Here is a 24474-nt window from a genome sequence, read left to right as displayed (position 1 = left end):
CTTCTTTTAAAATTATCCAACAGCCCAAGATGCTGCGCCATATCGCCATCAAAACATGGCTGGCACTTGAAAGCACCGTGTTTTTATGGCGCAAGGGCGGCCTGCACCCGGCCGCGCAGCACTGGCAGCAAATCCGTTTCAAACCACGGATTTTTGCGGATCCATGCCGTATTGCGCCAGCTTGGATGGGGCATGGGTAAAAAGCCATCCTCCAGGTAACGCTCAAACTGGCGCACGGTTTCCGTCATGGTGCGGGCCCGTTTTGCCCCCAGATACCGCGCCTGGGCATATTGCCCAATCAGCAGGGTCAGCCGGATATTGGGTAAATGCCGCCATAACAGATCATGCCAGGCTGGCGCGCATTCCGGCCGGGGTGGCAAATCTCCACCGCGATCAAAGCGGCCCGGATAGCAAAAACCCATTGGCATAATCGCCAGTCGGGCCGGATCATAAAATTCCGCCCGCGACATGTGCAACCAGTCGCGCAGCCGGTCGCCCGAGGCATCGTTCCAGGGCAGGCCGGTTTCATGCACCTTGGTGCCTGGTGCCTGCCCGATAATCATGATCGGGGCCGAAACCGCCATGCGCACCACCGGACGCGGCCCTAACGGCAAATGATCTTCACATATCCGGCAGGCCCGCACGTCGGCCAGCACCCGGTCAAGGGCCGGGTCCTGACCGGGCGGGTCAATTTCGGGTATGTCTGATTTTGCCGTATCGGACATTGATCCTCCGATATTTTTCAATCAGTCAAAATACGCCGCCAACGCACTGGCCGCAAATGTGCCGCTTCGCTTAGTGAGTATCGGGCAATTCGGCGTGCTCGATCACTTCTTCCTCGGCATGGGCCGCCTCATACCATTCCTTCATGGCAGGCATGGCAAGGATGGTTTCCTTATAGGCTTCGCCCACGGCATCGAGCGTCACGCCATAGGTTTTGAAGCGGGTCATCACCGGGGCGAACATGGCATCGGCAATTGAAAAATCGCCAAACAGAAAATCCCCACCCTGCCCGTAACGGCTGCGGCACAGATTGAAAATATCGCCAATGCGTTTGATGTCCTTCTCCACCCCGTCGCCACGGCCCCGGCCTGTCAGATCCTTGCGCAGATTCATCGGCATGTTGGAACGAATGGCCATAAAACCACCGTGCATTTCCAGCGATACCGCACGGGCAATGGCGCGCACCTCCATATCCAGCGGCCATAACAGCGTATCGGGCCGGGTATCGGCGACATATTCCAAAATCGCCAATGCCTCCCAAATGGTTTTTGTACCATCAAAATAGGCCGGGACTTTGCCGGTGGGTGAAATCACCGGGGCCTTGGCAAACCATTCATCGGTGTAAAGTGCCACCCGTTTTTCCTCAAACGCCACCCCGGTTGCCCGCAGCCCCAGCCAGGCGCGCAGCGACCAGGATGAATAATTTTTATTGCCAATATAAAGAACCGGAAGATTTTCCATAAACGGGGACCTTTTGGTCTGATGGGTTATTCACAGGAAGGGGATACATGATGAAGTCTTGGGACAATTGCTTAGCACAGAGCGCATTATCCGCCCAATCCCCCTTGTTGTTTTTATGCCAATCCCCCCATAATGCCGATTAGCATATTAAGGGGATGGCCGGTTATTCGGCCCGTACCCAAATTGCTGCCTGCCACCCAAAACAAACAAGGACGGATCAATTGTTCGACCATCTTATCCCCACAAGCTCGGCCCAAAACCCGCTGACAATCCATACCGTAACCACAAGTGGGTTCGATGCCTGGGTTAACGGCCTATCGGACCTGCATAAATCCTGGATCGGTGCCAACCGGTTTGAGGGCAAACGCGGCACCAGCCTGTTGCTGCCTGCCGCCGATGGCGCTGCCGCATCCGTCGTATTGGGATTTGAAAACGATGCCAAGGCAGTATGGGATTTTGCCAGCCTGGTCATGACCCTACCCAAAGGCACCTATCAGCTTGAAACCAGCGTTCTGGAAGACGAAACCCTGTGCGAACGCGCGGTGCTGGGGCTTTATCTGGGCGGCTACCGGTTTGATCGTTACCGCAAAATTGATGCGCCGCTGGCACAGTTTGCCCGCCCCGATACTGCCGCGGCCGACCGGGCCGAAAACAGCGCACGCGGCATTGCGCTGGCGCGTGACCTGATCAATGTGCCCGCCAATGACATGGGCCCGGCCGAACTGGCCGACGCCGCCAGCAGCCTTGCTGGCGAATTTGATGCCAGCATCACCACCATCATCGGGGAAGAGCTGGAAAAGCAGAATTTCCCGGCCATTTATGCGGTTGGCAAAGGCAGCGACCGCGCCCCGCGCCTGATTGATATGCGCTGGGGCGATGAAAACGCGCCGCGTGTAACCCTGGTAGGCAAGGGTGTGTGTTTTGATACCGGCGGCTATGACTTGAAACCGGCCAGCAACATGCTGCTGATGAAAAAGGATATGGGCGGGGCCGCACAGGTGCTGGGTCTGGCCCGCATGATCATGGCGGCAAACCTGCCCGTAAGGTTGCGCGTGCTGATCCCGGCGGTTGAAAACATGGTCTCGGGCAATGCGTTTCGCCCCAGCGACGTGATCAATACCCGCAAGGGCGTGACGGTGGAAGTGGGCAATACCGATGCCGAAGGCCGCCTGGTGCTGTCTGACGCGCTAACCGAAGCGGCCAGCGAAGATCCGGAAGTCCTGCTGGATTTTGCCACCCTGACCGGGGCGGCCCGTGTGGCGCTGGGCCTGGGGCTGCCGGCGTTGTTTTCCAATAATGACGAATTGGCAAACGCGCTGCAAAATACCGGCATGGAAATTGGCGACCCGGTTTGGCGCCTGCCAATCTGGGAAGATTATCGCCCGCTTCTTGACAGCAGGGTTGCCGATACCAACAACATATCATCAGGGGCATTTGGCGGTGCGATTATTGCCGCCCTGTTCCTGGACCGTTTCGCACAGGGGGCAAAGGCCTGGGCGCATATCGACCTGATGGCGTGGAATCCGTCCGGGACGCCGGGCAAGCCCGAAGGGGGCGAAGCCCAGGGTATTCGCGCGGCCTTCAAGGTTATCAGTGATCGTTACGGTCAGTAAATTAATTAAAATCAACCTTTGACTTCGTTGCCGGGGTCAGGTAAACAGATTACGTATTCGTAACAAACAGGCTGTTGGACATAGATATGCCCATCGAGATCAAACCGTCACAAGCGCTTGACCTTTGGCGTATCGCGACTGTTGAAGGCGTCAGACGGGATTCTCCCGATCTTTCTGCCCGGCAGATGGCCCTTGTCCTTACCGTTTATCTGACCCCGGCCCCCCACACCGTTCGTGGTTTGGCCGATGCGCTTAATATCTCCAAACCGGCCATTACCCGTGCCCTGGACCGTTTAAGTTCCCTTGGACTGGTCAAACGCAAGGTAGATGAAGATGACCGCCGGTCTGTGCTGATACAGCGTACTGTCAAAGGATCGGTCTTTTTACGCGAATTTGGCGATATTGTTGGCAATGCGGGCAAAAAAACCCAGTAAGCCTTGCAATCAACGGCACAACTGGTGCTTTTGGTGCAATGGCACAAACAGCCGAACATAACGACCAGGATTGATGGACCAGATTATGTCCGGCTTCCGAATTAAAAAGCGCCCACCATATCATACCGGCCTTTTGTCCGTCTCTCTAACTGGCGAAGACGACTAATTCCCCTTCCGAAAAGTCATATTGAACCATACCAGACCAGACGGTATGCACAGCATACCGATCCGTCTTAAATACCGACCGTTTGGTATGTTTCACGCCCCCTTCGACATATGAATGCCCGCGTGTCAACATGCCCCCGAACACCGCCAACAGCTCTCCTCGCGCATTCTATTATCTGCGGGTAGCTGACCGGTTTTCGGTCAATCTGTCTCGTTTTGTAGCTCAAACGGTTCGAAGAGCCACCAGCCGGACGAACTGGGAGTGGGAGCCGAAAGGATTTAAGGTAAGAGGCTTCTGACGGCATTCCTTCGCACATACAATGCAATCTGCCAAAATCCCGGCAGACATCGCCCAAAGTGCCCCCATTGACGTGAAAAGGTATGAGACGGCAAATGTACGGCCCGCTCATCCAAACGCCCATAAGCGGGAAACCGGCTACCCGGAAAATTATTTGCCGCCCGGCGAACTACCGGGCGCATCAAGCAATGAAAGCAACAGGGCGGCCACCACCAGAACACTGCCGCTAAACCGCCCAACAGCACGACTGCCGCCCTTGCGAACGACCCACGGGGTCAGGCGGGATGCCGCCGACGCATAAATCATTACGGCAGTGTAATCAAAAATAACGAAGGTTGCGCCCAGGACCAGAAGCTGCGGCACCAATGGCTGAGAGACATCGATAAACTGGGGAAACAGCGCACCAAAAAATGCAATCGCCTTGGGATTGCCGGCTGCCACCAGAAAGCCCTGGCTGAACATGCGCAAGGGCTTTGCCGGTTCATAAACCGATGACATATTCGTTTTGATATCGTTTTGTGACTTGTTTTGTGCGGGTTTGCGAAAGAACGCCACCAGCCCCATCACCAGCAAAAACGCCACCCCACCCCATTTGACTACCTGAAAGGCGGTTGCCGACGCCGCCAAAATGGCCCCAAGACCAAAGGCCGCAATCACCATCTGGATTACATTGGCACTGACATCGCCAAGGGCTGTCATCAGGGTCGGCACCGGCCCATAGCGCATGGAATGCGACATGCCGATCAACACACTGGGCCCCGGCGTTGACACCATCAACAGGGCCAGCGCACAAAAACTGATCCAGACATGGAATGACATTTTGAGTGCCCCGGTGCCGCTAAAACGATACGACGCGGTTTATCACAGGACAAGCAGGCAACAAATAGGGTTTTGATACAGCAACCATACAACCGCACGGGAAATAAAAATCCCGTCAATCGCAGGTACACCAAAACAGATTTACGTGCACCAATTGACGGGATACCGGCATATGGGAAACAGACCAAGCCTGCTCCCCTATACTATTTAACCCGTCAAACCCAAGCGACTAGCGTTCATTGGGCCACTGGTCAAACAGGCCGCGCACCTGGACTGATTTAACAATATTCTCGCCCAGAACCCGGTTACAGGTGGCCAGCAGGCGGGCTTGCAAAACGGCGATAACCTGGTTGGTGGTTGGCTGAAAGGGGCTGAATTCCGGCTTTGCTTCTTCTCCATCCTTGGCGGACTCGTCATGGACTTCCTTGCCGTCTTCGTCGAGTTTCGGCTTCGGCGGGGTCAGCAGGGGCGGGGCCTCGTAATGAAAACCACGATTACCTTTTTCCACCTTTTCGGCGCGATACTTGGTATCGCGGTAAAAATATCGCTGAAAATCGCGCAGGAAGGCATTAAGCAATTTGGGCTGGATGTGGGAAACAAGGCCGCGATGCTCTTGCGAGGCCAGTTCCAGCCAGATATCGGCGGCAATCTGGCGCATCACATGGTCTTCCGGCAACACAATGGTTGTCACGACCTTGTCGAGCTTAAAAACATTGCCCGGCAAAACGGCTTCACCGCTTTCCGCCTTGCCCTCGCCAGAGGAAGCATAAGCAACCGGGACAGACACCATTAGTACCGAGGCGACAAACATCGCCCCAAAAACAACAAAACGAAGCACGCGTTCCGCAGGCCAACCCTGCGGGACTTTCCGGGTTTCACCCATTTTTCCCAAACCTAGCTATCCTTTTTGAGCACTATTTTGATTTCTATAGTGCCTTATTCCGTGTTGTGACCGCATCCATATCAAGGGCTGCGGCAAGAAGTTCTTTTGTGTAGGCATTTTGCGGATGATCAAAAATGTCATCCGCCGTGCCACTTTCCACCAATTTGCCGCCCTTCATCACCATCACACGGTGCGACAGGGCGCGAACCACCTTAAGATCGTGACTGATAAACAGATACGCCATGTTGTAGCGTTCCTGCAGGTCACGCAGCAGTTCGACAATTTGTGCCTGTACGGACATATCGAGTGCCGAGGTCGGTTCGTCAAGGACCATGAAGCGCGGTTTTAACACCAGCGCCCGTGCAATCGAAATACGCTGGCGCTGCCCGCCGGAAAATTCATGCGGATAGCGGTGCATGGCACTTTCGGGCAAATCCACATCCAGCAACGCCTGGGCGATGCGTTCTTCACGGTCGGTACGGCTGAGTTCCGGCTGATGAATTTCAAGCCCCTCGCCCACGATCTGGGCGACGGACATGCGCGGGCTCAAAGACCCGAACGGGTCCTGAAACACCACCTGCATATCACGGCGCAGAGCACGCATTTGTACGCCATCGCGCGCACGCACATCCTGCCCGTCAAAGGTAATATCGCCCTGCGAACCCAACAGGCGCAAAATCGCCATTGCCAGCGTTGTTTTGCCGGATCCGCTTTCGCCCACAATGCCCAGGGTTTCGCCCTGGCGCACCGACACCGAAACACCATCCACCGCATCCAGATAATATTCGGGCCGGCCCAAAATGCCTTTTTTGCCAATCGGAAAGCGCACCCGAATATCACCAGTTTGCAAAAGCTGCTTGGCATTATCTGGCAAGGGACGCGCCCGGCCCGACGGCACCGCATCAAGCAAGCGGCGGGTATAGGGGTGGCGCGGTTCGTCAAACAGGCGATCATTATCGCCAAATTCAACGATTTCGCCGTCTTTCATGACACAGACCTGATCGGCCATTTTTTTAACGATCTGCAAATCATGGGTGATCAGCAACAGGGCCATGCCCAATCGTTCCTGCAAATCGCGCAAAAGCTGCAGGATTTGCGCCTGAATGGTCACATCAAGCGCCGTTGTCGGTTCGTCCGCAATCAGTAATTCCGGGTCATTGGCAAGCGCCATTGCAATCATGACACGCTGGCGCTGCCCGCCCGATAATTCATGCGGCAGCGAGCGCAGGCGCGATTTCGGGTCGGGAATGCCAACCAGATCCAGAAGCTCGATAATCCGTTCGCGGGCCTTGGCACCCCTAAGCCCTTTATGCAGCAGCAAAACCTCGCCGATCTGCTTTTCCACATTATGCAGCGGGTTGAGCGACGTCATCGGTTCCTGAAAGATCATGGAAATGCGATTGCCGCGGATCTGGCGCAGGGTGCGCTCATCCGCCCCAACCATTTCCTGCCCGTCAAACAGGATCGACCCTGCCGGATGCGAAGCACGGGGATAGGGCAGCAACTGCAAAATCGACATCGCCGTAACCGATTTTCCCGATCCACTTTCGCCCACCAGGGCCAGGGTTTCGCCGCGCTGCATGTGAAAGGAAACACCGCGCACGGCATCGGCCGAACCAAAGCGAACCGCAAGGTTGCTGACATCGAGAAGATATTCGGTTTTGCCCTGTTGTGACATCCCTGCCCCCTTAAAATGTCTTGCGCGGATCAAAGGCATCGCGCACGGCTTCACCGATAAAAATCAGCAAACTCAGCATGATGGCGATGGCGAAAAAGGCGGTCATCCCCAGCCACGGGGCCTGCAGGTTGTTTTTCCCCTGCGAGAGCAATTCACCCAGCGAAGGCGAACCGGGCGGCATGCCCAAACCCAGAAAATCCAGCGAGGTCAGTGCCACGATGGAGCCATTAAGAATGAACGGCAAAAAGGTGATGGTGGCGACCATCGCATTGGGCAGGACGTGACGCGCCATAATGCGCAAATCGCCCACCCCCAATGCCTTGGCGGCGCGGACATATTCAAAATTGCGTGCGCGTAAAAATTCGGCCCGGACCAGGCCGGTCAGGCTCATCCAGCTAAACAGCACCATGATGAACAGCAGCGTCCAGAAACCCGGCGCAAACAGGCTGGAAAGAATGATCAGAATAAAAAGCTGGGGCAAGCCCCCCCAGATTTCGATGAAACGCTGAAAAGTCAGATCCACCCAGCCACCGAAATAGCCCTGCACCGCGCCTGCCGCAATGCCGATGACCGAACTGATCACTGTCAGCGCCATCCCGAACAGAACCGAAATACGAAACCCGTAAATCAGCCGCGCCAGAACATCGCGGCCCAAATCATCCGTGCCCAGCCAGTGCCGTGCCGATGGCGGGGCGGGCAACGGTTCGCGCATGTTAAAATCGATGGTGTCATAGGAAAACGGGATCAGCGGCCAAACAGCAAACCCGTTATTCTGGATTTTGCCCTGCAAATAGGGGTCATAAAAATCGGTCGACACATCAAAATCACCGCCAAATGTGGTTTCCGGGTAATCCTTGACGATCGGAAAATACCAGTGACCATCATATTTCACCACCAAGGGCCGGTCATTGGCAATGCCCTCGGCCAGCAGGCAAATGACAAACAGAACCGCAAAAATAACCAGCGACCAATAACCCCGCCGATTGGCGCGGAAATTTTCCACCCGGCGCTGATTTAACGGAGAAAGCTGTAATGCGTTTGCCATGTCTCAATCCTTCCGCGCGTCAAAGTCGATGCGCGGATCGACGAAATGATAGGTCAGGTCACTGATCAGGTTCAAAACCAGCCCCGCCAGCGTAAACATGTACAGGGTGGCAAACATCACCGGATAATCACGCTTCATTACCGCTTCAAACCCCAGCAGACCGATGCCATCGAGGGAAAAAATCACCTCGATCAGGACCGACCCGGTAAACAACAAGCCGATCAAGGCGCTGGGAAAACCGGCAATAATCAGCAACATGGCATTGCGAAAGACATGCCCGTATAGAACCCGCTTTTCGCTCAGGCCCTTGGCCCGGGCTGTGACCACATATTGTTTGTTGATTTCATCGAGAAACGAATTTTTCGTCAGCATGGTCAGGGTGGTAAAACCACCAATGGTCAGCGCGATGATCGGCAGGGTCAGATGCCAGAAATAATCGCCGATTTTACCAAGAAGCGACATGTCGCTCCACCCGGCCGAGGTTAAGCCACGTAGGGGAAAAATATCGAAATAGGTCCCGCCGGCAAACAGCACGATCAGCAACACGGCAAACAAAAATCCCGGTATTGCATAACCGATGATAATGGCAACCGAGGTCCAGACATCAAAATTGGTGCCATCCCGAACCGCCTTGGCAACCCCCAGCGGCACAGAAACCAGATAAATGATCAGCGTGGACCACAGCCCCAGCGATATGGACACCGGCAATTTATCGAGAATGATGTCAGTAACATCACGATCCTGAAAATAGCTTTGGCCGAAATCGAAGGTCAGATAGTTTTTCATCATCAGCCAGAAGCGTTCATAGGCCGGTTTGTCAAAACCGAACTGCTTTTCAAGCTGGGTGATAACCTCGGGATCGAGGCCCTGTGCCCCGCGATAGTTTGAATCGGTGGAAAAATTGTTACCGCCGCCAGAGCCACCGCCGGTATCGGCACCATTATTGGAAATCCGCGCCGTTGTTGAGACAGCAGAGCCCTGCAACTGGGCAATCATTTGTTCCACCGGCCCGCCCGGTGCAAATTGCACGATGGCAAAGTTCAGCACCATGATGCCAAACAGGGTGACAGGGATAAGCAAAATGCGCCGCAGAATATAATTCAGCATGGCTTAATATCCCCCCTTACCCAGTTTTTTGGATTTTTCCGGGTCAATCCACCAGGTCATGATCGAATTACCTTTGGTCGGCACGACCGAGGGCCGGCCAAATATATCCCAATAGGCAATGCGATCTGCGGGTTGATACCATTGCGGAATGGTGTAATCGCCCCACAACAGGAGACGATCAAGGGCACGGGTGCGCTGCACCAGGCTTTCGCGGCTTTCAGCCGAAATCACCAGATCAATGACTTGATCAATCACCGGGTCCTTGATCCCGGCGAAATTGCGGCTTCCCGGCTCGTCCGCGGCCTTGGAGGACCAGTAATCACGCTGCTCATTGCCCGGCGACAGGCTTTGCTGCCACCAAAAGGTGGTCATGTCAAAATCATGCGACTGAATGCGATTTAACCACTGGCCGGTATCGATCAGGCGGAAATCCATTTCGATGCCCAACTGGCGCAAACGGGCCTGCATCATCAGGGCGATTTTTTCAAAACCGGGCTGACGCAACAGCAGGCTAAAACGGAAGGGCTTACCGGTTTTCTTGTTGACCAGTTTCATATCGCGCAGTTCCCAGCCCGCCTCCTGCAACAGGGTCATGGATTCCCTCAGGGCCTTGCGGCGGCCATTTTCCTGGTCATAATCGGGCAGGGTATAGGGTTTGGTAAACAGGTCCGGCGGTAACTGGTCACGATATTTGTTTAAAATATCAAGTTCCTCGCCTTTGGGCAGCCCAGAAGATGCCAGTTCAGAATTGACAAAATAGCTGTTGGTCCGCTGATAGGCACCATAAAACATCGCCCGGTTCAGCCATTGAAAATCCATCGCATATTGCAGGGCACGGCGCACGCGATGATCGGCAAATATCGGACGGCGTACATTCATGACAAAGCCCTGCATCCCGCGCGATTGATGATTGGGGATCAGTTCCTTTTTGATATTACCGTTGCGAATGGCGGGCTTGTCATAGCCGACGGCCCATTCTCGCGATGAATGTTCACTGCGGTAATAATATTCACCAGCAAAAAAGGCCTGCCGTTCCACATCAAGATCGCGGTAATAGTCATAACGAATGGTATCAAAATTATACATGCCCTTGACCGAGGGCAGGTCCTTGGCCCAGTAATTTTTCACCCGTTCATAAGTAATTTGGCGGCCGGGCTCAAAATTCTTGATGGTATAAGGACCACTGCCCAACGGGATATCAAAGGTGGTTTTATTAAAATCGCGGTCTTTCCAATAATGCTTTGGCAGAACCGGCACCTGCCCCAAAATCAGCGGAAGTTCAAGATTATCGCCCGGTTTGAAAACAAATTTGACGGTCAGGTCATCGAGTTTTTCCACATGATCGACCGACGCATAATATTGCCGGTAAAGCGGGCTTCCCTTTTCGATCAGCGTATTGAACGAAAAAATCACATCATCGGCGGTGATCGGCGTATCGTCCTGGAACCGCGCCTTGGGATTGATAAAAAAGGTTATGTAGGAACGGTCTTTGGGCACCTCGACCTTTTCCGCCACCAGGCCATATTCCGAAAACGGTTCATCCAGGCTGCTAACCAGCAGGGTATCGTACATCATACCCAGGCCAATCGCGGGCGTTCCCTTTAAAATAAAAGGATTAAGCGAATCAAACGACCCGTGCCAGCTGTCGCGCAGGGTGCCGCCCTTGGGCGCGTCAGGATTAACATAGTCAAAATGGGTAAAACCGGGGCCGTATTTCAAATCGCCATACAGAGAAATGGCATATTCAGGCCGCGCCAGGCTGGCCAGCGGCTCTTCACTCACGGCAATTGTCGGGGCGGGGGTAATGTTTGGTTTTGCTTCCGTCGCATAGGCACCGCCTGCAGAGAACACGGCAATACAAACGGCCAAAACCGCACCAGTGATCCCAACAAGGCCTTTATGCCTGCAAGCATCCGCCCGGACCACCACACCTGTCGTTTTATTCATCAAATTAACCGTCTTTTCCAATGATCGCGGTTTAATGCCAGACATGGCCTGTCGCCGAAGGTGCCATAATGACGAACAAAAGACCTTCATTTCAAGGCATCATAACGTACTACACCTGTTTTTGAACAGTTTTGCGCCTTGTGGTTTCAACATCAATCTCGCTCATCAACCAATCCCGAAACGCCCGGACCTTTCGGCGCTCCAGCCGGCCATCCGGGTAACACAACGAATAGGCATAGGGGCTGTCCACCGGCAGATCAAACGGCACCATCAACCGTTTGGTAACAACATATTCGCCGATCATGGCGGGGTCGGATATCACCACACCAAAACCACTGGCCGCCGCCTCCATGGCCATATCAAGTGTAGCAAAAACTGGCCCCCTGTCGGCGTCCACCCCCTTGATCCCGGTACCGTTCAGCCAGATGCGCCAGTCCTCGCGCTGGGCCGAGCAATGCAACAAGGGCACATGTGCCAGATCTTCGGGTTTTGACAGTTGCTTGCTCAGACTGGGATGACATACCGGCAACAGGCGTTCACCGGTTAAAAATTCATGCACCAGCTGATCGCCTGGCGTATCGGCAAAGCGAATGGCAATGTCGGTTTCGGAAAAATCCACCGGCAGGCTGTCGTCGTTGAACGTGCCCAATTGCACCTGTAAATCCGGGTATTCCGCCTGAAACCGGCCCAGTCGCGGCACGATCCAGCGCATGGCAAATGTCAACGGGGCCAGCACCCGCAACTGCGTGTCATCGGGCCGATCCTCAATGCGGGCAACCGCCGATTCGATGGCATCAAACGCATCGGTCAGCGAATTTAATAAAATACGCCCGGCGCGTGTGAGTTTTAATCGCCTGTGATGACGTTCAAACAATTTACGCCCCAAGACATCCTCCAGATGCTGCACCTGGCGGCTGATCGCGCCCTGGGTAACATTAAGTTCTTGTGATGCTTTGGTAAAACTTTCGCGACGCCCTGCCACTTCAAAAGCCCGCAAGGCGTTCAACGGCAAGGGACGGCGTTTCATGACAGGTCCTTTTGCATGAGTTTATGTAATGCAATGATGCCAAAATATGGTTTGAGAACAAACAAAAATCGGCGTAACCCTGAGTTTAACTAAATGACATTCATGGCCGCATCCCTTGAGAAAGCCGCCAAAAAGTTGAAGGACAGCAATTATGGTAGCGATCACCAAGAACACCGCCGCATTCACCGCAGCGCGCCCGCGCAACAATGACACCGCAGCGCGCCTGTTTGATCTGCCGCGCCAGTGGGCCGCGCGCCTGACTTTGCGCAACCGTCTGGCCCATATGGATGCGCATCTTTTGCGCGACATTGGCTTTGAACCGGGCGATGCACGCTTTGAAGCCAGCAAACCTTTTTGGCGGGCCTAACCGGCCCTGCCTTGCAACGGGTGATCCTGTTGCCGACCGGAGCGGGTCGCAAACCGTTTCAGAACTGACAAACCGGAACTTTAAAATGTCTCCCCGATTTTTCCGCCCGCAGGGCGTTCTTTCTTTCCCCCTGCAGGTTATTGATGCCCTTCTGCATATTTTCTCTCATTCGCAGCCGCGCATCAAATACTGAATAAAAAGACCCTTTACGGCCATTAAGGCCGGTCATCGCACGATGACCGGCTTTTTGTGCTGCCTGTTCCCTGTTCCCCTGTTTACCCGCCAGGCTGGCGAACAAACATCAGATTGGCCGCCGAAAGCACTGAAAACAGCGCCACAAGCTGGGCATAAAAGGAGGGAGCATCAGGCACCGGATCAAATGACTGGCGGATATCTTCAAATGATCTCACGCCATCAATACGTGATATTATTGCGGGGCTTGCCGGAGGCAGCTTGCAGGAAACCGAAAAGCCATTGAAATTGATTTTGATCTGCCCGCTTTTTGCCACCGATGCCGCCAGCTTTGCCCCGTCAATCCGCCCCAGATAGGGGATCATGCCTGCTGCCGCCTGCCCGGCACTTGCATCCGTGCGGGTTTTCACTATCGCCTTTTGTCCCTGCAGGGTCATGGCTGGAACTGCGGTTTTATTTTCGGCCTTCACCACATAAAAAATATGCTTGGTAATATTGCCTGCCAGCAGTTCGGCCATTGCATGGCGCACCTGCGGGGCCAAACCGGCCATCTGTTTACGAATGGCGGGATTGGCGGCATAGATCACCGGGTCATAACGCAAAGGTTCGACAAAACTTTGCAACCTTAACCCGGCCTGTTTGACAAAGTCATAGACCTCATCCACCCGATAGGCGCGGTCCTGCTGATGCAGCAACAAATCGTAAAAACCGGCATCGCCGCCCTGGAGATGGTCATTCACAAACGGATTACGCTTCAGCCAATTGGTGGGCGGCAAACTTTCAAACAGGGCCTTGCCGGTTTCCAGCCGGGGGCGCCCGCCCGCCTCGGCCGACAGGCGCTGCATCATTTCCTGCATATGATACACCCCCGTCCGCCCCAGCGTCGCATAAACCATCAGGCCCATGCCGCCGCCCGGCTTCAGGCTGTGGGCCAATGCACGCAAACCGGCATCAGGGTCGGGCAAATGATGTAGCACCCCGCAACAATCAATATAATCAAACGGGCCATATTCCGCCGCCAGATCAACAAACGACCCCGTAACAAACGTCACGTTTTCAAGGCCCCGGCGGGCAATGCGGGCCTCGGCAATTTTGCGCGAGGCTTCGGACAAATCAATATAGATGATTTCCGCATTTGCGCCGCGATCCCGCGCCTGCTGTGCCAGCATCACCACTGCATCGCCCGTGCCACCCCCAGCCACCAGAATACGCACCGGCGTGCCATTTTCCCCAGGGTCCTGCCCGCCAAAAACAAAATGCACCACCTCGCCCCAATCCCCGGGTGATCCGGCAATCAGGCGCTGGTCTTCTTCCTCGGCGCGGCGCTCAGGATAGGGAAAGGTTTCATATTGGTCGCGGGTGCGGCTGGTATTTTGTTTACGGGGGGGCTTCAACCGATTCATTCGTCCGCTTTCGTCAGAAAACACCATCAGGCTGACCGGTTTGCGCGGTCATCAGGAAATATATGGTCGGCATGCCCCAATGGGGTGCCTGCCATCGCCGGTAAGGTCCCCCGTTTTCACAGTTTTGGCAACCCTGCATAACGGGCGGATGCAGAACCGGCAAAACGACCGGTTTATTGCCCCATAATCGCAAAAACCGGCATCAGCTTGCAGGCGCGCGGCACAAAATCACCATTTTACTGGTTGCTGTTCTTTCGCGCAGGGCGGCAAAGGCCTTGGGCACATCTGCCAGGGGAAAACGCCGCGAAATTGACGGCGTGATATTTCCCGCCGCCAGATTATCAAGCAGTTCAGCCATGCCCTGGCGGGCGATTTCGGGATTTTGATCCAGATAGGCCCCAAAATAGAACCCTAAAACGGCAAGATTTTTGACCAGCAGGATATTAGCAGGAATTTGCGGAATATCGCCACTGGCAAAGCCGATCACCAGCAAACGTCCCCCCGGTGCCGTGCACCGCAGTGACTGGCTGAAAACATCGCCCCCAACCGGGTCATAAACCACATCCACCCCGGCATGCCAGCCCTGCCGCTGGCAGATTTCGCGCACAGATGTAGTAATATCGGCTGATTTGTAATCAATGACAAAATCCGCCCCGTGCTGACGGGCAATTTCGCATTTTTCGGGGCCACCGGCCGTGGCAATCACACGGGCACCCAGTATTTTGGCGCATTCAACCGCCGTAATACCCACCCCACCCGCAGCACCATGCACCAGAACAACCTCGCCACCTTGAACATTGGCGCGATATTTCAAGGCGAACCACGATGTACCGTAAGTGATTTGAAATGCGGCGGCATCCTCGAAACTGACACCATCGGGTATGGGAATGATGCGGTCGGCCGGAAGGGTGATTTTTTCGGCGAAACCGCCATACGGGGCCATTGCCATCACCCGCTGGCCCTTTAGTCCGGCATCCACACCCTCCCCCGTAACCGATACCACACCGGCAATTTCAAAGCCCGGCACAAAGGGAAATTCGGGTTTCTGCTGATATTTTCCGGCAATGATCAGGGTATCGGCAAAATTGACGCCACAGGCATGAACATCAATCACCACCTCGCCCGCAGCGGCAACCGGATCATCGACGGTACGCATGACAGGATCGGTATCGATTTTTTCACACATCATGGCCCGCATCGATTTTCTCCGCCTGTTGGTGGGATGAAGGGGAAAGAGGATGGCACTTGTGCTCTGATGGAAAATCCATCCACTGACACGTCATCATGCCACGGCTCAAAGACGCTGCGAAGCATCTATCTGCCCCCGACTTCCCGCCAGCGATCAAAGAAGATCAGAAAAATTTCGCCCGTTTTTTGGGTCGGCCAAGAAAACTGAGCAACACGCCAGGCACCAGCAATAATAAAAATGCCGGCAACAATAATCCTGGCACAAACACCTTGTCCCAAAGCCAGCTTGAGAGATAACGCTCGACCAGCGCCTGAAGCAGGTTAAGGCTTCCCGGATCCAGCCGATACCATAGCTCGCCGCCTGCAACGAAACGCAAGGTTCCGGTTTGCAGCGCAGTGACCCCATCTCCGACCAGCACAGCCAGACAGGCAAACAATAGCAGCCAGCCCAACAGCCTGAAAAACCACATACCTTTCTCCGCCTTATCGGCTTCAAACTTTCCGGTTTCGATATAATTGGCGCTAACGTAACGGGTTTTGTGCCCTGCCGTAAAGGGAAAGCATATAACCCAGCGTCCCGATTGCCATGAAAATACGGCGAACATTTGTTTGCAAAGGCAACGCAGGATCAAACCCACAATAAAAAACCGTTTTTTCGCATCCAGGAGGCAAAAAAGCAGTCTGGCGAAGAAAGGTGAAAAAAACGTCACACTTCCCCGAATTTGGCCTTGTCATTGCGAAGTCTGTCGGCTAATGTCCGCCCGCTTTTGCGATATCAAGTATCGCCTGTGGAGAGGTGGCCGAGTGGTTTAAGGCGCACGCCTGGAAAGCGTGTTGGGGTGTAAGCCCCTCAGGGGTTCGAATCCCCTCCTCTCTGCCACGCATCTGTTATTTTCCCTATATCACTCCTCATAGAGTCTTTTTTGACAGCGACTTACCGCAGTTTGTTAACGAAACGCTGCCATTGACGCATTTTGTGCGTTCCTCGGGTGATTTTGGCATTACCCCCCAAGTAAAATGAATTTATTTCAATATTTTAAGAGAAAAACATAACCCTTTTTCTCATTTTTTCGGAACGTCCAGGCTGCCATATCGTTGAAACGGCATAACGCTCGAACATCAGATGAAAGGAGAGACGTTATGCCTGCAATTGATACTGCAAAAATCCTGATCCTTGCGACGGACGGTTACGAACGGTCCGAACTGCGCGTGCCGCTTGAAAAGCTGGGCAATCACGGGGCTGATGTCAAAATCGCTTCGCTGAAGGCTGGCAGCATCAAAAGCTGGGACAAAACCGATTGGGGCGACAGTGTCGATGTTGACCTTGAGGTCAAGGATGTGGACATCAAGGATTACGACGCCCTTGTGATCCCGGGCGGGCAGATCAACCCGGACCTGTTGCGCATGAATGAAGGGGCGGTTTCGCTGGTACGCGAATTTGTCGCATCGGGCAAACCTGTCGCCGCCATTTGCCACGGCCCCTGGCTTCTGGTCGAGGCTGATGCCCTGCGCGGTCGCAAGGCAACGTCCTATCCCTCTGTCAAAACCGACCTTCTGAATGCCGGTGCGGTCTGGCAGAATGAAGCTGTGGTTTGTGACCAGGGCATTATTACCTCGCGCAACCCCAATGACCTTGATGCCTTTGTCGGCAAAATTGTCAAGGAAGTAAGCGAAGGCACCCATCACCGTCGCGCGGCCTAATTAACGGGCCCATCCATACCTTATATAAGTATGGATATAACGACGCCTGATAAACCGACATTGCATTTACCCGTCCCCGACACTGTCAGGGACGGGTTTTTATGTGTGGAAAGCGATTGATTTTGGCAATCAGTAGGCAAACGCCCCGTGCCGTTAAATTTCCGGCCCTTTGCTAAAATCAATATCGGCAAAGGCGGCCTCGTGTTCCGCCTTTCTATCGCGCGCACCTGCTGGCGTTTCTGATCCCGCGCCATACTCCGCCATCACCTGATATACCGGGCCCTCATGGGTCGAGATCGACTGATACAGGCAAAAATGGTCAACATGGAACACCCGGCTGGTCACATCGGCATGGTCCACCACGGCCTGCTCTACCACGGCCCGATGTGCCGTGCGGTTGCGCCCCAGCGTGATATGCGGGGTAAATTTACGGACTTCCAGCCGACCAGACAGGTCCTCACATGCCAGCAGGGCACTTTCAACCCGCCCGGCCAATTGGCCCAAAAGCGGCTGGCTTTGCACTGCTGCCCACAAAATGCGGGCTTTTTTATCGGTGCCAAACATATCAAGCCCGGCGATTTTAAGATCAAACCCGTCAAAGGCGACAGACATCAGTGCCGCGTCAATGCTGGCGGCCAGATGACGATCCTCGACCTCGCCAATGAATTTGAGGGTCAGGTGCATGTTTTCCGGTGTTTGAGCTTCCAGCCCGCGAATGGCGCGGGCAATGGGATAGAGGTCTTCGGCAATATCAGCCGGAATGGGGATGCCGACAAAAAGGCGCATCATCACCCTCGTTTGTTCGTGAAGTGGAAAAACCGGCAGCGAGATTTTAACCCCGCCCCAATGGCAAGGCTGTTCACGCGCGGTTATGAAGCTGGCGGCGGGCTGACCTTGGCAACACCACCGGGAAGCGGGACAAAATCGTCTTCGCCGGGAACCGGGTCAAAATGCCGGTTTTGCCAGTCATCCTTCGCCTTCTGAATACGGTCCTTACGGGAGGAGACAAAATTCCACCAGATATGCCGATGCCCGAGCGGCAAGCCCCCCAGCAACATCACCCGACAGTGATTTTCAGCGACAATATCGGGAATTTCCTCTGGCGCGATATAAACGAAACTGAACGCTTCGTGATGCACGCCATCTACCCGCAAGCTGCCCTCGATAATATAAAGAGCGGCCTCCTGATTTTCGCCGGGCAATAAAAGCTGTGCCCCGCCATCCATATGCACATCGAGGTAAAACAGCTTTGATTTGACCGGCACAGGCGCTGTTTGACCAAAGGCCTCGCCAGCGATCAGGCGCATATGCAGGCCCGCTTCGTGAATCACCGGCAAGTCTTCCTTGCGGATATGGGTAAAATCGGGCGCGCAGTCTTCCTCGGCTTCGGGCAGGGCAACCCATAACTGCAACCCATGCAAATCATGGTCGGAATGGCGCAAGTCTGATGTTTCGCGTTCGGAATGGACAATACCGCGTCCCGCTGTCATCCAGTTCAAGTCACCGGGCGATATTTCCAGTTTATTGCCCAGACTGTCATGATGCAGAATTCGGCCTTCAAACAAATATGTCACCGTCGCCAGGCCAATATGCGGATGGGGCGGCACGTCAATGCCATTTCCCGCCTCGAAGCTGACGGGACCCATATGGTCAAAAAACACAAATGGCCCGACCGAGCGGCATGCGCGCTGCGGCAAAAGGCGCCGCACGGACATCCCCTCCAGGTCGGTTTCCTTCCCTGAAATGACAACGACCATACGACGCCTCCTGTTATCCGGTGTGGCCTGGCGGCCTTCATGCCGCCAGGCATATAATCCGATACTGGTCTGTTACCTGCCGACTTACGGGCAGGGATTGGGCCAGCGGGTCTGGATGTTTTCAATTTCGGCCAGCACTTCGTCGGACAGCGTGATATGGGCCGAACCGATATTGGTTTTAAGATGTTCCATCGAGGTGGCACCGATAATGTTCGCTGTCAGGAACGGGCGCGAATTGACATAGGCCAGTGCCATCTGACAGGGATCAAGCCCGTTATCCTGTGCCAGTTTGACATAGGCTTCGGTCGCCTTGACGCCATTTTCCTTAAGGTAACGGCCAAAATATTCTGGCCACAGGGTGCTGCGCGCGCCTTCCGGCCGGGCCCCGTTCAGATATTTGCCCGACAATGCCCCGCCACCCAGTGGCGAATAGGCCAGCAAACCGGCATCTTCGCGAATGGAGCATTCAGCCAGGCCAACTTCATAGCTGCGATTGATCAAGCTATAGGGGTTCTGAACCGAAACCACACGCGGCCAGCCGTTCTTTTCGGCCAGCTCCAGGAACTTCATCAAGCCCCACGGAGTTTCGTTCGACAGGCCAATATGGCGCACCTTGCCTGCCTTGACGATTTCATCAAGGGCGGAAAGGGTTTCTTCGATTGGTACGAAATCTTCGTTTTCGTCATGCTCGTAGCCCAATTTGCCAAAGAAATTGCAGTTACGATCCGGCCAATGCAGCTGATAAAGATCGAGATAATCGGTTTTCAAACGTGACAGCGAGCCATCAATCGCAGCGAAAATCTGATCGCGGGTCAGGCGTGGCCCACCCCGGACATAGGGAAAGCGATCACCGGGGCCAACAATTTTGCTGGCAATGACCAAATCATCACGCTTGCCGCGCTTTTCCAGCCAGTTACCAATGATGGTTTCGGTACGGCTGAAGGTTTCTTCCATCACCGGCACCGGATACATTTCGGCGGTATCAATAAAGTTAATCTCGTTGCCAACGGCATAATCAAGCTGCTCAAAGGCTTCGTCCTGGGTATTTTGCTGCCCCCAGGTCATGGTTCCAAGGCAGATAACGCTGACATTAATGTCAGTACGGCCCAAACGGCGGTATTCCATACTAAAAGTCCCCTGTTGGTGGCCCTGACGGTGGGCCACTTCATTTTGGAAATAGTGTGAATATATCCTGCCGCGCAAACAATGAAACCGCTTCCGCCAATTTTTCGCGATATTCCACTGTCTTGTCACATGAAAAGGGTCAAAACACCCGTATAGGCGTAAAAACGGTCATTACAAATTTCTCCATTTCCGTAAAACCCGGTTAAGGGGAGATCCCCCAGTTCTTCCTGAATGATCATCATTTCGCGGTTTTCGGTACCAAACAGATGCGGCCCACGGGCAACACAGCTGCAATAAATTGCCCCACGCGGACGGGCAGGCAGGCGGCGCTGCAAATCGGCCAGCATGCGGCGCAAATCCTGTTCGGCAGTGGTACTATCGCGGCGGACAAAGCGCACGGCATCGCCGGGGCGGGCATCGTCATTAACAGCCATCAGGTTATTTTGCGGATCAACCCCCATCACATTGCGCACGACAAAATCGCCGGTATCCGTGCCAGGTACCATAAAGGCAATATGATAGCGCCCGGTGGCAACCTGCGCACTTGCGGCATTTGCATTACTTTCTGCGCCGGGCTGGGTGGAAATGCCATTTTCGTCGCTGGCAAGTTCGTCGGAAAAAACCTGATAGGCCGGTTTGTCATCCAGCATGGCGATGATGCCTCCCCGTCCCTCGGTCACGCGGTGCACCGGGCCAATCGGCGAACACGCCTGGCTTAAACCGACCTGAACCAGTGTATCGCTGGCAAACAAAACACCCGACAGGCCGCCATGTGTAACCCGGTTGGCAATTTGCGGCCCCCCCTTGTCTCCACCGGCGCCAACACCGCCAACCAGATAGGTCGATCCGACACGGGCAAGTTCAGGTAACAGCTTCAGAGCCTCGGGCACACCGGGGTCGGCATGAACCACGCCGAACAGCGGCTCAAGACGGGCAATTGCCTCTTGCAGGGAGATATCGTCAATGTCGCCTTCACTGCGAATGGGATCAAAGATATGGAACTGGTCGGGATCCAGCGGGGCAATCATCACCGAGGCCGCCGGCACACCAAAATAGGCCCGGCCCGGCCCGCAGACCCCCACGCCAGATGTGCCAACCCAAAATTCAACACCCAGGCGAGACCGTAAAAATGTCAGCATGCTGCCCATGTCGGCGGCAAGAGGTTCGGAGACATATAAAAAGGCCAGACCATCGGGAATCTCGCCCTGACGTTCGAGCTTTTCGGCCAGCTCTGACGAAATAGCGGCCCAGTGTTCGCCACTGGCATGTGCGGCAATAAACGCGGTTGTCATGGTTCCCCCCTTTGCGCTGCCATCCATTGCATCTTCAAGGTCATCCCTTCATTGCATGACATGGCGGCATGTTTATGACATCCCAGGCTTTATCAGTGCCGGTACCGACGGCGCCCTTTAACCGTCAACGTCTCCAGAGTCCGTACCTGATTAATATGAGCAAGTATGCTGCCTTACCCGACATGACGCCGCAACAGCTCCATTGCGGCATTTAACTGCGTCATGCGCTGATGGGAGCCATAATTGCTATCGGGATGGTGAATGGCCGCCAACACCCGGTATTTACTGCGAATGGCCTTAAGGTCCGGCCGCGCACCCGGAGCGAAGCCCATAACATGCAGGGCATCGTTATAGGTACTCACCCCGCGATCCAGCGGATCAAAGGCCAGATTATGGACAATCTGGCGCAGCCTTTCGACTTCCTCGCGCGATTGAATCAATTCGGCGGGGGGCTGGGCAATGCGCTTTTTCAGATCAGCAATTTCCTGCAGGGCGCGTTTTTCCGCAGCGACAATATCGGCCCGGTCCACCCGAATGCGCACATGGCCGCCCTCAAAATCCAGCGCCATTTTCAAGGCCTTACGCACCGTTGCAATGCTATAACCCGATGGCAGCCGAAGCTGCAGCCTTGGTTTGCGTCGCCACGGCCGCCCTTCGGCCGGGCCGGATTTCAAAACAATGGTTTCCCGGTCACCCGGTGGCGGATCGCCAGGATCATCGTAAGACTCAATCACATCCTGGGGGACAATCAACATGACAGAACGCGCCAGGTCGGCAGCATTAACCTCGCGGCGGCTAGCAAGATCCAGAACCGCATCGCGAAAAACGCTGGCACAGGGAATGGTATAAGACTGTTTGACGGTTGGCGACGCCATAAGGACCCTTAATCCTGAAACCCGGAGGGATGACGGTTACGTAGCGGCAAACCTGCCCCGCCACGCCCGTTACGTGTCTGGGCGAAAGTTTAGGGGACGGTGTTTTACGGCGCAACTACAAAAGTTGATAAAATCGAATCGTTTCCGAGTCAATTTTCGGCCGTCTCTCTTTGTTTCACAGAAAAATATTGTCATACACGTCTGGCGAGATAGAGATAACACATTGAAATAAAACCATTATTTTTAAAATCACGCACCAATTAAGCGCATTCTGGAAATGCATAACAAAAAGTTAACGCCACCTGCTCAAGCCATGCAACGCTGCCAAAAACGATCCGAAACACCGCATCATACTTACTTTTTATTACATAAAATCAGTATGTTATCTGGATTTAACAAAGAGCGGATCAGCATCGAACCCAAAAGGACATCAGAACAGGAATTTGTTTCGGTTTGCGGTCAAATTTTGGAAAATTTGCAGCCAAAAGACACTGAATCCGCGTTGCTAAAACTCAAAATCTACGAATGCAGTTAACGCCCTTGGGGCTGGTATGCGGGAGAAAGTAAACAAGGTATTAACAGCCCCAATTTCAAGACTAAAATCGGAATTTTTTGCCGGTTTTTTCTAAATTTTCAACAATTCGACTCTTGATTTTTGACATTTAAGTCATTGAAATTAAAATAATAAAATGAAAACCGACACATCTCAACCTTTATATTCATAAAACAGAATATAAATATTTCGATCCCGTTACAAAAACTATCTACTTTTGCAGTTTTTTATCCAGCGCAGAACGAAAATTTTCTCTTTTCGCTCTCTTGAAATATGATTCCAGATACAATTTCGCAGATAAGCCTTTAATCAGGCATCGTTTTCCAATTATGCGCTGGCGCGAGCCATGCGTTTTTGACCTGAAAACAACGGCCCACAGGCCATTTGACCCTTCGCAAAAATGGTAAGGATGCCAACCAGCGAAGCAAAAGATAGAATTATCTTATTTAAAACAAATACTTAAATAAAATCCCGTGAAGCTGTCTGTCATTTGATAGCAAACCAAGCCTGCCGGGCCACGCGGTCATGCCGGGTCGTCACACGAAAACCGGCATTTTGCCCATAAGTACCGGAAAACGCCCAAAGCAGCCGTGCGCGGCCTGTAAATGGCAGCGTCGCCTGTTTTAAGGCGTTAAAAGCAGCGATCTAAAATACTGTTAAATCACAGCATGTTAGCGGGGAAGAGCATCCAAAATTGCCGGGGTGATTTTTTCCACAATCACATCCACCCCTTTGGCATTGGGGTGCATGCCGTCCTGCTGGTTCAGGGACGGGTTGGCCGCAACCCCGTCAAGGAAGAACGGATAAAGCGGCAGATCGTATTTTTGCGCCAGATCAGGATAAATTGCATTAAATTCCTGACCATATTCCTTGCCCATATTGGGCGGCGCCATCATGCCGACCAGCAATATGGCCGTCTTTTGCGCCTGCAATTTTTGAATGATCTGTTCCAGGTTTTTGCGGGTTTGCGCCGGTTCCACACCGCGCAGGGCATCATTTGCCCCCAGCTCCAACACAACCAGGTCCGGTTTATCCACCATTGCCCAATCCAGCCGCGCCAGCCCCGCCGCCGTGGTATCACCAGAAACACCACTATTAATCACACGGGCGCTAACCCCGGCCTTTTTAAGGGATGCCGCCAGATTTGGGGCAAATCCATCCTGTTCAGGCAGGCCATAACCGGCAATTAAACTGTCACCAAACAGGACAATCGTTGGGTCCGATGGCTGCGCATCGGATTTACCGGATGATTGCGCAAATGCCGGATGGAAAAAGATACAAACCGAAACGATTGCCAGCAGGCCAAACCCGACCCTGAATTGCCGGACAAAACTGCCGAAAAAATGATCAATCCCGCCCCAAATAGTGAAACTGTTAACACCGGGGCCTTGCCCCTCTGGCATGATTGATACATTTCTGCGGGTATTCATCGGCTTCCTCTTGTTATGCTGGCGCGATACCGGCTTGGCGAACGTTCATTCAATAGTTTGCACGGATTTCGATCGACGCAAGGGCCTTTTGCCCCTGTCACCTGCCAAACC

The 24474-nt window shown here is 53.9% G+C and carries 23 protein-coding genes and 1 tRNA gene; 5 read left to right on the top strand and 19 right to left on the bottom strand.

Annotated features, from left to right (window positions below; all coding sequences use genetic code 11):
- Window positions 1-83: 83 nt before the first annotated feature.
- Window positions 84-725, bottom strand: a complete 642-nt coding sequence (locus tag LF95_RS11900) for a uracil-DNA glycosylase family protein (protein ID WP_073955341.1) — start codon at window positions 723-725, stop codon at window positions 84-86.
- A 70-nt stretch (window positions 726-795) separates the two neighbouring features.
- Entirely contained in the window at window positions 796-1464 is a 669-nt protein-coding gene (locus LF95_RS11895; RefSeq protein WP_073955340.1) for a glutathione S-transferase family protein, read from the bottom strand.
- A gap of 221 nt (window positions 1465-1685) precedes the next feature.
- Between LF95_RS11895 and LF95_RS11890 the strand changes: the two genes are divergently transcribed.
- Both LF95_RS11890 and LF95_RS11885 read left to right on the top strand, forming a co-directional pair.
- Window positions 1686-3077 carry a leucyl aminopeptidase family protein gene (locus LF95_RS11890; protein ID WP_073956222.1) on the top strand — a complete coding sequence of 464 codons (1392 nt, stop codon included), beginning with the start codon at window positions 1686-1688 and terminating at the stop codon, window positions 3075-3077.
- An 86-nt stretch (window positions 3078-3163) separates the two neighbouring features.
- Window positions 3164-3511, top strand: coding sequence for a MarR family transcriptional regulator (locus tag LF95_RS11885; protein ID WP_073955339.1), 348 nt, complete (start codon window positions 3164-3166; stop codon window positions 3509-3511).
- A 613-nt stretch (window positions 3512-4124) separates the two neighbouring features.
- Here LF95_RS11885 and LF95_RS11880 read toward each other — a convergent pair.
- From LF95_RS11880 to LF95_RS11850, 7 genes are all read right to left on the bottom strand, one after another.
- Window positions 4125-4793, bottom strand: a complete 669-nt coding sequence (locus tag LF95_RS11880) for a LysE family translocator (protein ID WP_073955338.1) — start codon at window positions 4791-4793, stop codon at window positions 4125-4127.
- 229 nt (window positions 4794-5022) lie between these two features.
- A complete protein-coding gene (locus LF95_RS11875; protein WP_143182021.1) occupies window positions 5023-5631 on the bottom strand; it encodes a hypothetical protein in 609 nt (202 codons plus the stop codon).
- A gap of 88 nt (window positions 5632-5719) precedes the next feature.
- Window positions 5720-7354: an ABC transporter ATP-binding protein gene (locus LF95_RS11870; RefSeq protein WP_073955336.1), complete on the bottom strand. Its 1635-nt coding sequence runs from the start codon at window positions 7352-7354 to the stop codon at window positions 5720-5722.
- 10 nt (window positions 7355-7364) lie between these two features.
- Window positions 7365-8399 (bottom strand): ABC transporter permease, encoded by a 1035-nt coding sequence (locus tag LF95_RS11865; protein WP_073955335.1) that lies wholly within the window; start codon window positions 8397-8399, stop codon window positions 7365-7367.
- Between the two features lie 3 nt (window positions 8400-8402).
- Complete coding sequence (locus LF95_RS11860) at window positions 8403-9506, bottom strand: microcin C ABC transporter permease YejB (protein WP_073955334.1); 1104 nt, start codon at window positions 9504-9506, stop codon at window positions 8403-8405.
- Between the two features lie 3 nt (window positions 9507-9509).
- Entirely contained in the window at window positions 9510-11453 is a 1944-nt protein-coding gene (locus LF95_RS11855; RefSeq protein WP_083607764.1) for an extracellular solute-binding protein, read from the bottom strand.
- A gap of 109 nt (window positions 11454-11562) precedes the next feature.
- Complete coding sequence (locus LF95_RS11850; RefSeq protein WP_073955333.1) at window positions 11563-12480, bottom strand: LysR substrate-binding domain-containing protein; 918 nt, start codon at window positions 12478-12480, stop codon at window positions 11563-11565.
- A 151-nt stretch (window positions 12481-12631) separates the two neighbouring features.
- On the opposite strand from LF95_RS11850, the gene LF95_RS11845 reads away from it, so the two are divergent.
- The gene (locus LF95_RS11845) at window positions 12632-12847 is read left to right on the top strand and encodes a DUF1127 domain-containing protein (RefSeq protein ID WP_073955332.1); all 216 of its coding nucleotides are present in this window, start codon (window positions 12632-12634) and stop codon (window positions 12845-12847) included.
- A 58-nt stretch (window positions 12848-12905) separates the two neighbouring features.
- On the opposite strand, the gene LF95_RS22795 is transcribed toward LF95_RS11845, so the two are convergent.
- The 4 genes from LF95_RS22795 to LF95_RS11830 form a co-directional block, all read right to left on the bottom strand.
- Window positions 12906-13145: a hypothetical protein gene (locus tag LF95_RS22795; protein WP_143182020.1), complete on the bottom strand. Its 240-nt coding sequence runs from the start codon at window positions 13143-13145 to the stop codon at window positions 12906-12908.
- Window positions 13123-14442, bottom strand: coding sequence for a class I SAM-dependent methyltransferase (locus LF95_RS11840; RefSeq protein WP_073956220.1), 1320 nt, complete (start codon window positions 14440-14442; stop codon window positions 13123-13125). The genes LF95_RS22795 and LF95_RS11840 overlap by 23 nt, the downstream gene beginning before the upstream one ends.
- A gap of 202 nt (window positions 14443-14644) precedes the next feature.
- Window positions 14645-15640: an NADPH:quinone oxidoreductase family protein gene (locus tag LF95_RS11835; RefSeq protein ID WP_073955331.1), complete on the bottom strand. Its 996-nt coding sequence runs from the start codon at window positions 15638-15640 to the stop codon at window positions 14645-14647.
- Window positions 15641-15794: 154 nt separating this feature from the next.
- Window positions 15795-16100 carry a hypothetical protein gene (locus tag LF95_RS11830; protein WP_073956219.1) on the bottom strand — a complete coding sequence of 102 codons (306 nt, stop codon included), beginning with the start codon at window positions 16098-16100 and terminating at the stop codon, window positions 15795-15797.
- A gap of 320 nt (window positions 16101-16420) precedes the next feature.
- On the opposite strand from LF95_RS11830, the gene LF95_RS11825 reads away from it, so the two are divergent.
- A tRNA-Ser gene (locus tag LF95_RS11825) sits at window positions 16421-16510 on the top strand.
- 260 nt (window positions 16511-16770) lie between these two features.
- Complete coding sequence (locus tag LF95_RS11820) at window positions 16771-17331, top strand: type 1 glutamine amidotransferase domain-containing protein (RefSeq protein ID WP_073955330.1); 561 nt, start codon at window positions 16771-16773, stop codon at window positions 17329-17331.
- Window positions 17332-17484: 153 nt separating this feature from the next.
- Here the strand turns inward: LF95_RS11820 and thpR are convergent, their stop codons facing one another.
- From thpR to LF95_RS11790, 6 genes are all read right to left on the bottom strand, one after another.
- Window positions 17485-18120 carry an RNA 2',3'-cyclic phosphodiesterase gene (thpR, locus tag LF95_RS11815; RefSeq protein WP_252509746.1) on the bottom strand — a complete coding sequence of 212 codons (636 nt, stop codon included), beginning with the start codon at window positions 18118-18120 and terminating at the stop codon, window positions 17485-17487.
- 80 nt (window positions 18121-18200) lie between these two features.
- The gene (locus LF95_RS11810; RefSeq protein WP_073955328.1) at window positions 18201-19088 is read right to left on the bottom strand and encodes a pirin family protein; all 888 of its coding nucleotides are present in this window, start codon (window positions 19086-19088) and stop codon (window positions 18201-18203) included.
- A gap of 84 nt (window positions 19089-19172) precedes the next feature.
- Window positions 19173-20213: an NADP(H)-dependent aldo-keto reductase gene (locus tag LF95_RS11805; protein WP_073955327.1), complete on the bottom strand. Its 1041-nt coding sequence runs from the start codon at window positions 20211-20213 to the stop codon at window positions 19173-19175.
- A 125-nt stretch (window positions 20214-20338) separates the two neighbouring features.
- Window positions 20339-21505: an FIST signal transduction protein gene (locus tag LF95_RS11800; protein WP_073956218.1), complete on the bottom strand. Its 1167-nt coding sequence runs from the start codon at window positions 21503-21505 to the stop codon at window positions 20339-20341.
- Window positions 21506-21678: 173 nt separating this feature from the next.
- Window positions 21679-22380 (bottom strand): J domain-containing protein, encoded by a 702-nt coding sequence (locus LF95_RS11795; protein WP_073955326.1) that lies wholly within the window; start codon window positions 22378-22380, stop codon window positions 21679-21681.
- 1224 nt (window positions 22381-23604) lie between these two features.
- Window positions 23605-24363, bottom strand: coding sequence for an arylesterase (locus LF95_RS11790; RefSeq protein ID WP_252509745.1), 759 nt, complete (start codon window positions 24361-24363; stop codon window positions 23605-23607).
- Window positions 24364-24474: the final 111 nt, after the last annotated feature.

The sequence above is a fragment of the Thalassospira sp. TSL5-1 genome (assembly GCF_001907695.1).
GTDB lineage: Bacteria > Pseudomonadota > Alphaproteobacteria > Rhodospirillales > Thalassospiraceae > Thalassospira.
Note: the sequence above shows the minus strand (reverse complement) of the source record. Positions and strands in the feature narration are given on the sequence as shown.

Coding starts and splice junctions, on each gene's coding strand:
- LF95_RS11900 (WP_073955341.1), bottom strand. CDS start 725: ATGTCCGATACGGCAAAATCAGACATACCCGAAATTGACCCGCCCGGT.
- LF95_RS11895 (WP_073955340.1), bottom strand. CDS start 1,464: ATGGAAAATCTTCCGGTTCTTTATATTGGCAATAAAAATTATTCATCC.
- LF95_RS11885 (WP_073955339.1), top strand. CDS start 3,164: ATGCCCATCGAGATCAAACCGTCACAAGCGCTTGACCTTTGGCGTATC.
- LF95_RS11880 (WP_073955338.1), bottom strand. CDS start 4,793: ATGTCATTCCATGTCTGGATCAGTTTTTGTGCGCTGGCCCTGTTGATG.
- LF95_RS11870 (WP_073955336.1), bottom strand. CDS start 7,354: ATGTCACAACAGGGCAAAACCGAATATCTTCTCGATGTCAGCAACCTT.
- LF95_RS11865 (WP_073955335.1), bottom strand. CDS start 8,399: ATGGCAAACGCATTACAGCTTTCTCCGTTAAATCAGCGCCGGGTGGAA.
- LF95_RS11860 (WP_073955334.1), bottom strand. CDS start 9,506: ATGCTGAATTATATTCTGCGGCGCATTTTGCTTATCCCTGTCACCCTG.
- LF95_RS11855 (WP_083607764.1), bottom strand. CDS start 11,453: ATGAATAAAACGACAGGTGTGGTGGTCCGGGCGGATGCTTGCAGGCAT.
- LF95_RS11850 (WP_073955333.1), bottom strand. CDS start 12,480: ATGAAACGCCGTCCCTTGCCGTTGAACGCCTTGCGGGCTTTTGAAGTG.
- LF95_RS11845 (WP_073955332.1), top strand. CDS start 12,632: ATGGTAGCGATCACCAAGAACACCGCCGCATTCACCGCAGCGCGCCCG.
- LF95_RS11840 (WP_073956220.1), bottom strand. CDS start 14,442: ATGAATCGGTTGAAGCCCCCCCGTAAACAAAATACCAGCCGCACCCGC.
- LF95_RS11835 (WP_073955331.1), bottom strand. CDS start 15,640: ATGCGGGCCATGATGTGTGAAAAAATCGATACCGATCCTGTCATGCGT.
- LF95_RS11830 (WP_073956219.1), bottom strand. CDS start 16,100: ATGTGGTTTTTCAGGCTGTTGGGCTGGCTGCTATTGTTTGCCTGTCTG.
- LF95_RS11820 (WP_073955330.1), top strand. CDS start 16,771: ATGCCTGCAATTGATACTGCAAAAATCCTGATCCTTGCGACGGACGGT.
- thpR (WP_252509746.1), bottom strand. CDS start 18,120: ATGATGCGCCTTTTTGTCGGCATCCCCATTCCGGCTGATATTGCCGAA.
- LF95_RS11810 (WP_073955328.1), bottom strand. CDS start 19,088: ATGGTCGTTGTCATTTCAGGGAAGGAAACCGACCTGGAGGGGATGTCC.
- LF95_RS11805 (WP_073955327.1), bottom strand. CDS start 20,213: ATGGAATACCGCCGTTTGGGCCGTACTGACATTAATGTCAGCGTTATC.
- LF95_RS11800 (WP_073956218.1), bottom strand. CDS start 21,505: ATGACAACCGCGTTTATTGCCGCACATGCCAGTGGCGAACACTGGGCC.
- LF95_RS11795 (WP_073955326.1), bottom strand. CDS start 22,380: ATGGCGTCGCCAACCGTCAAACAGTCTTATACCATTCCCTGTGCCAGC.
- LF95_RS11790 (WP_252509745.1), bottom strand. CDS start 24,363: ATGAATACCCGCAGAAATGTATCAATCATGCCAGAGGGGCAAGGCCCC.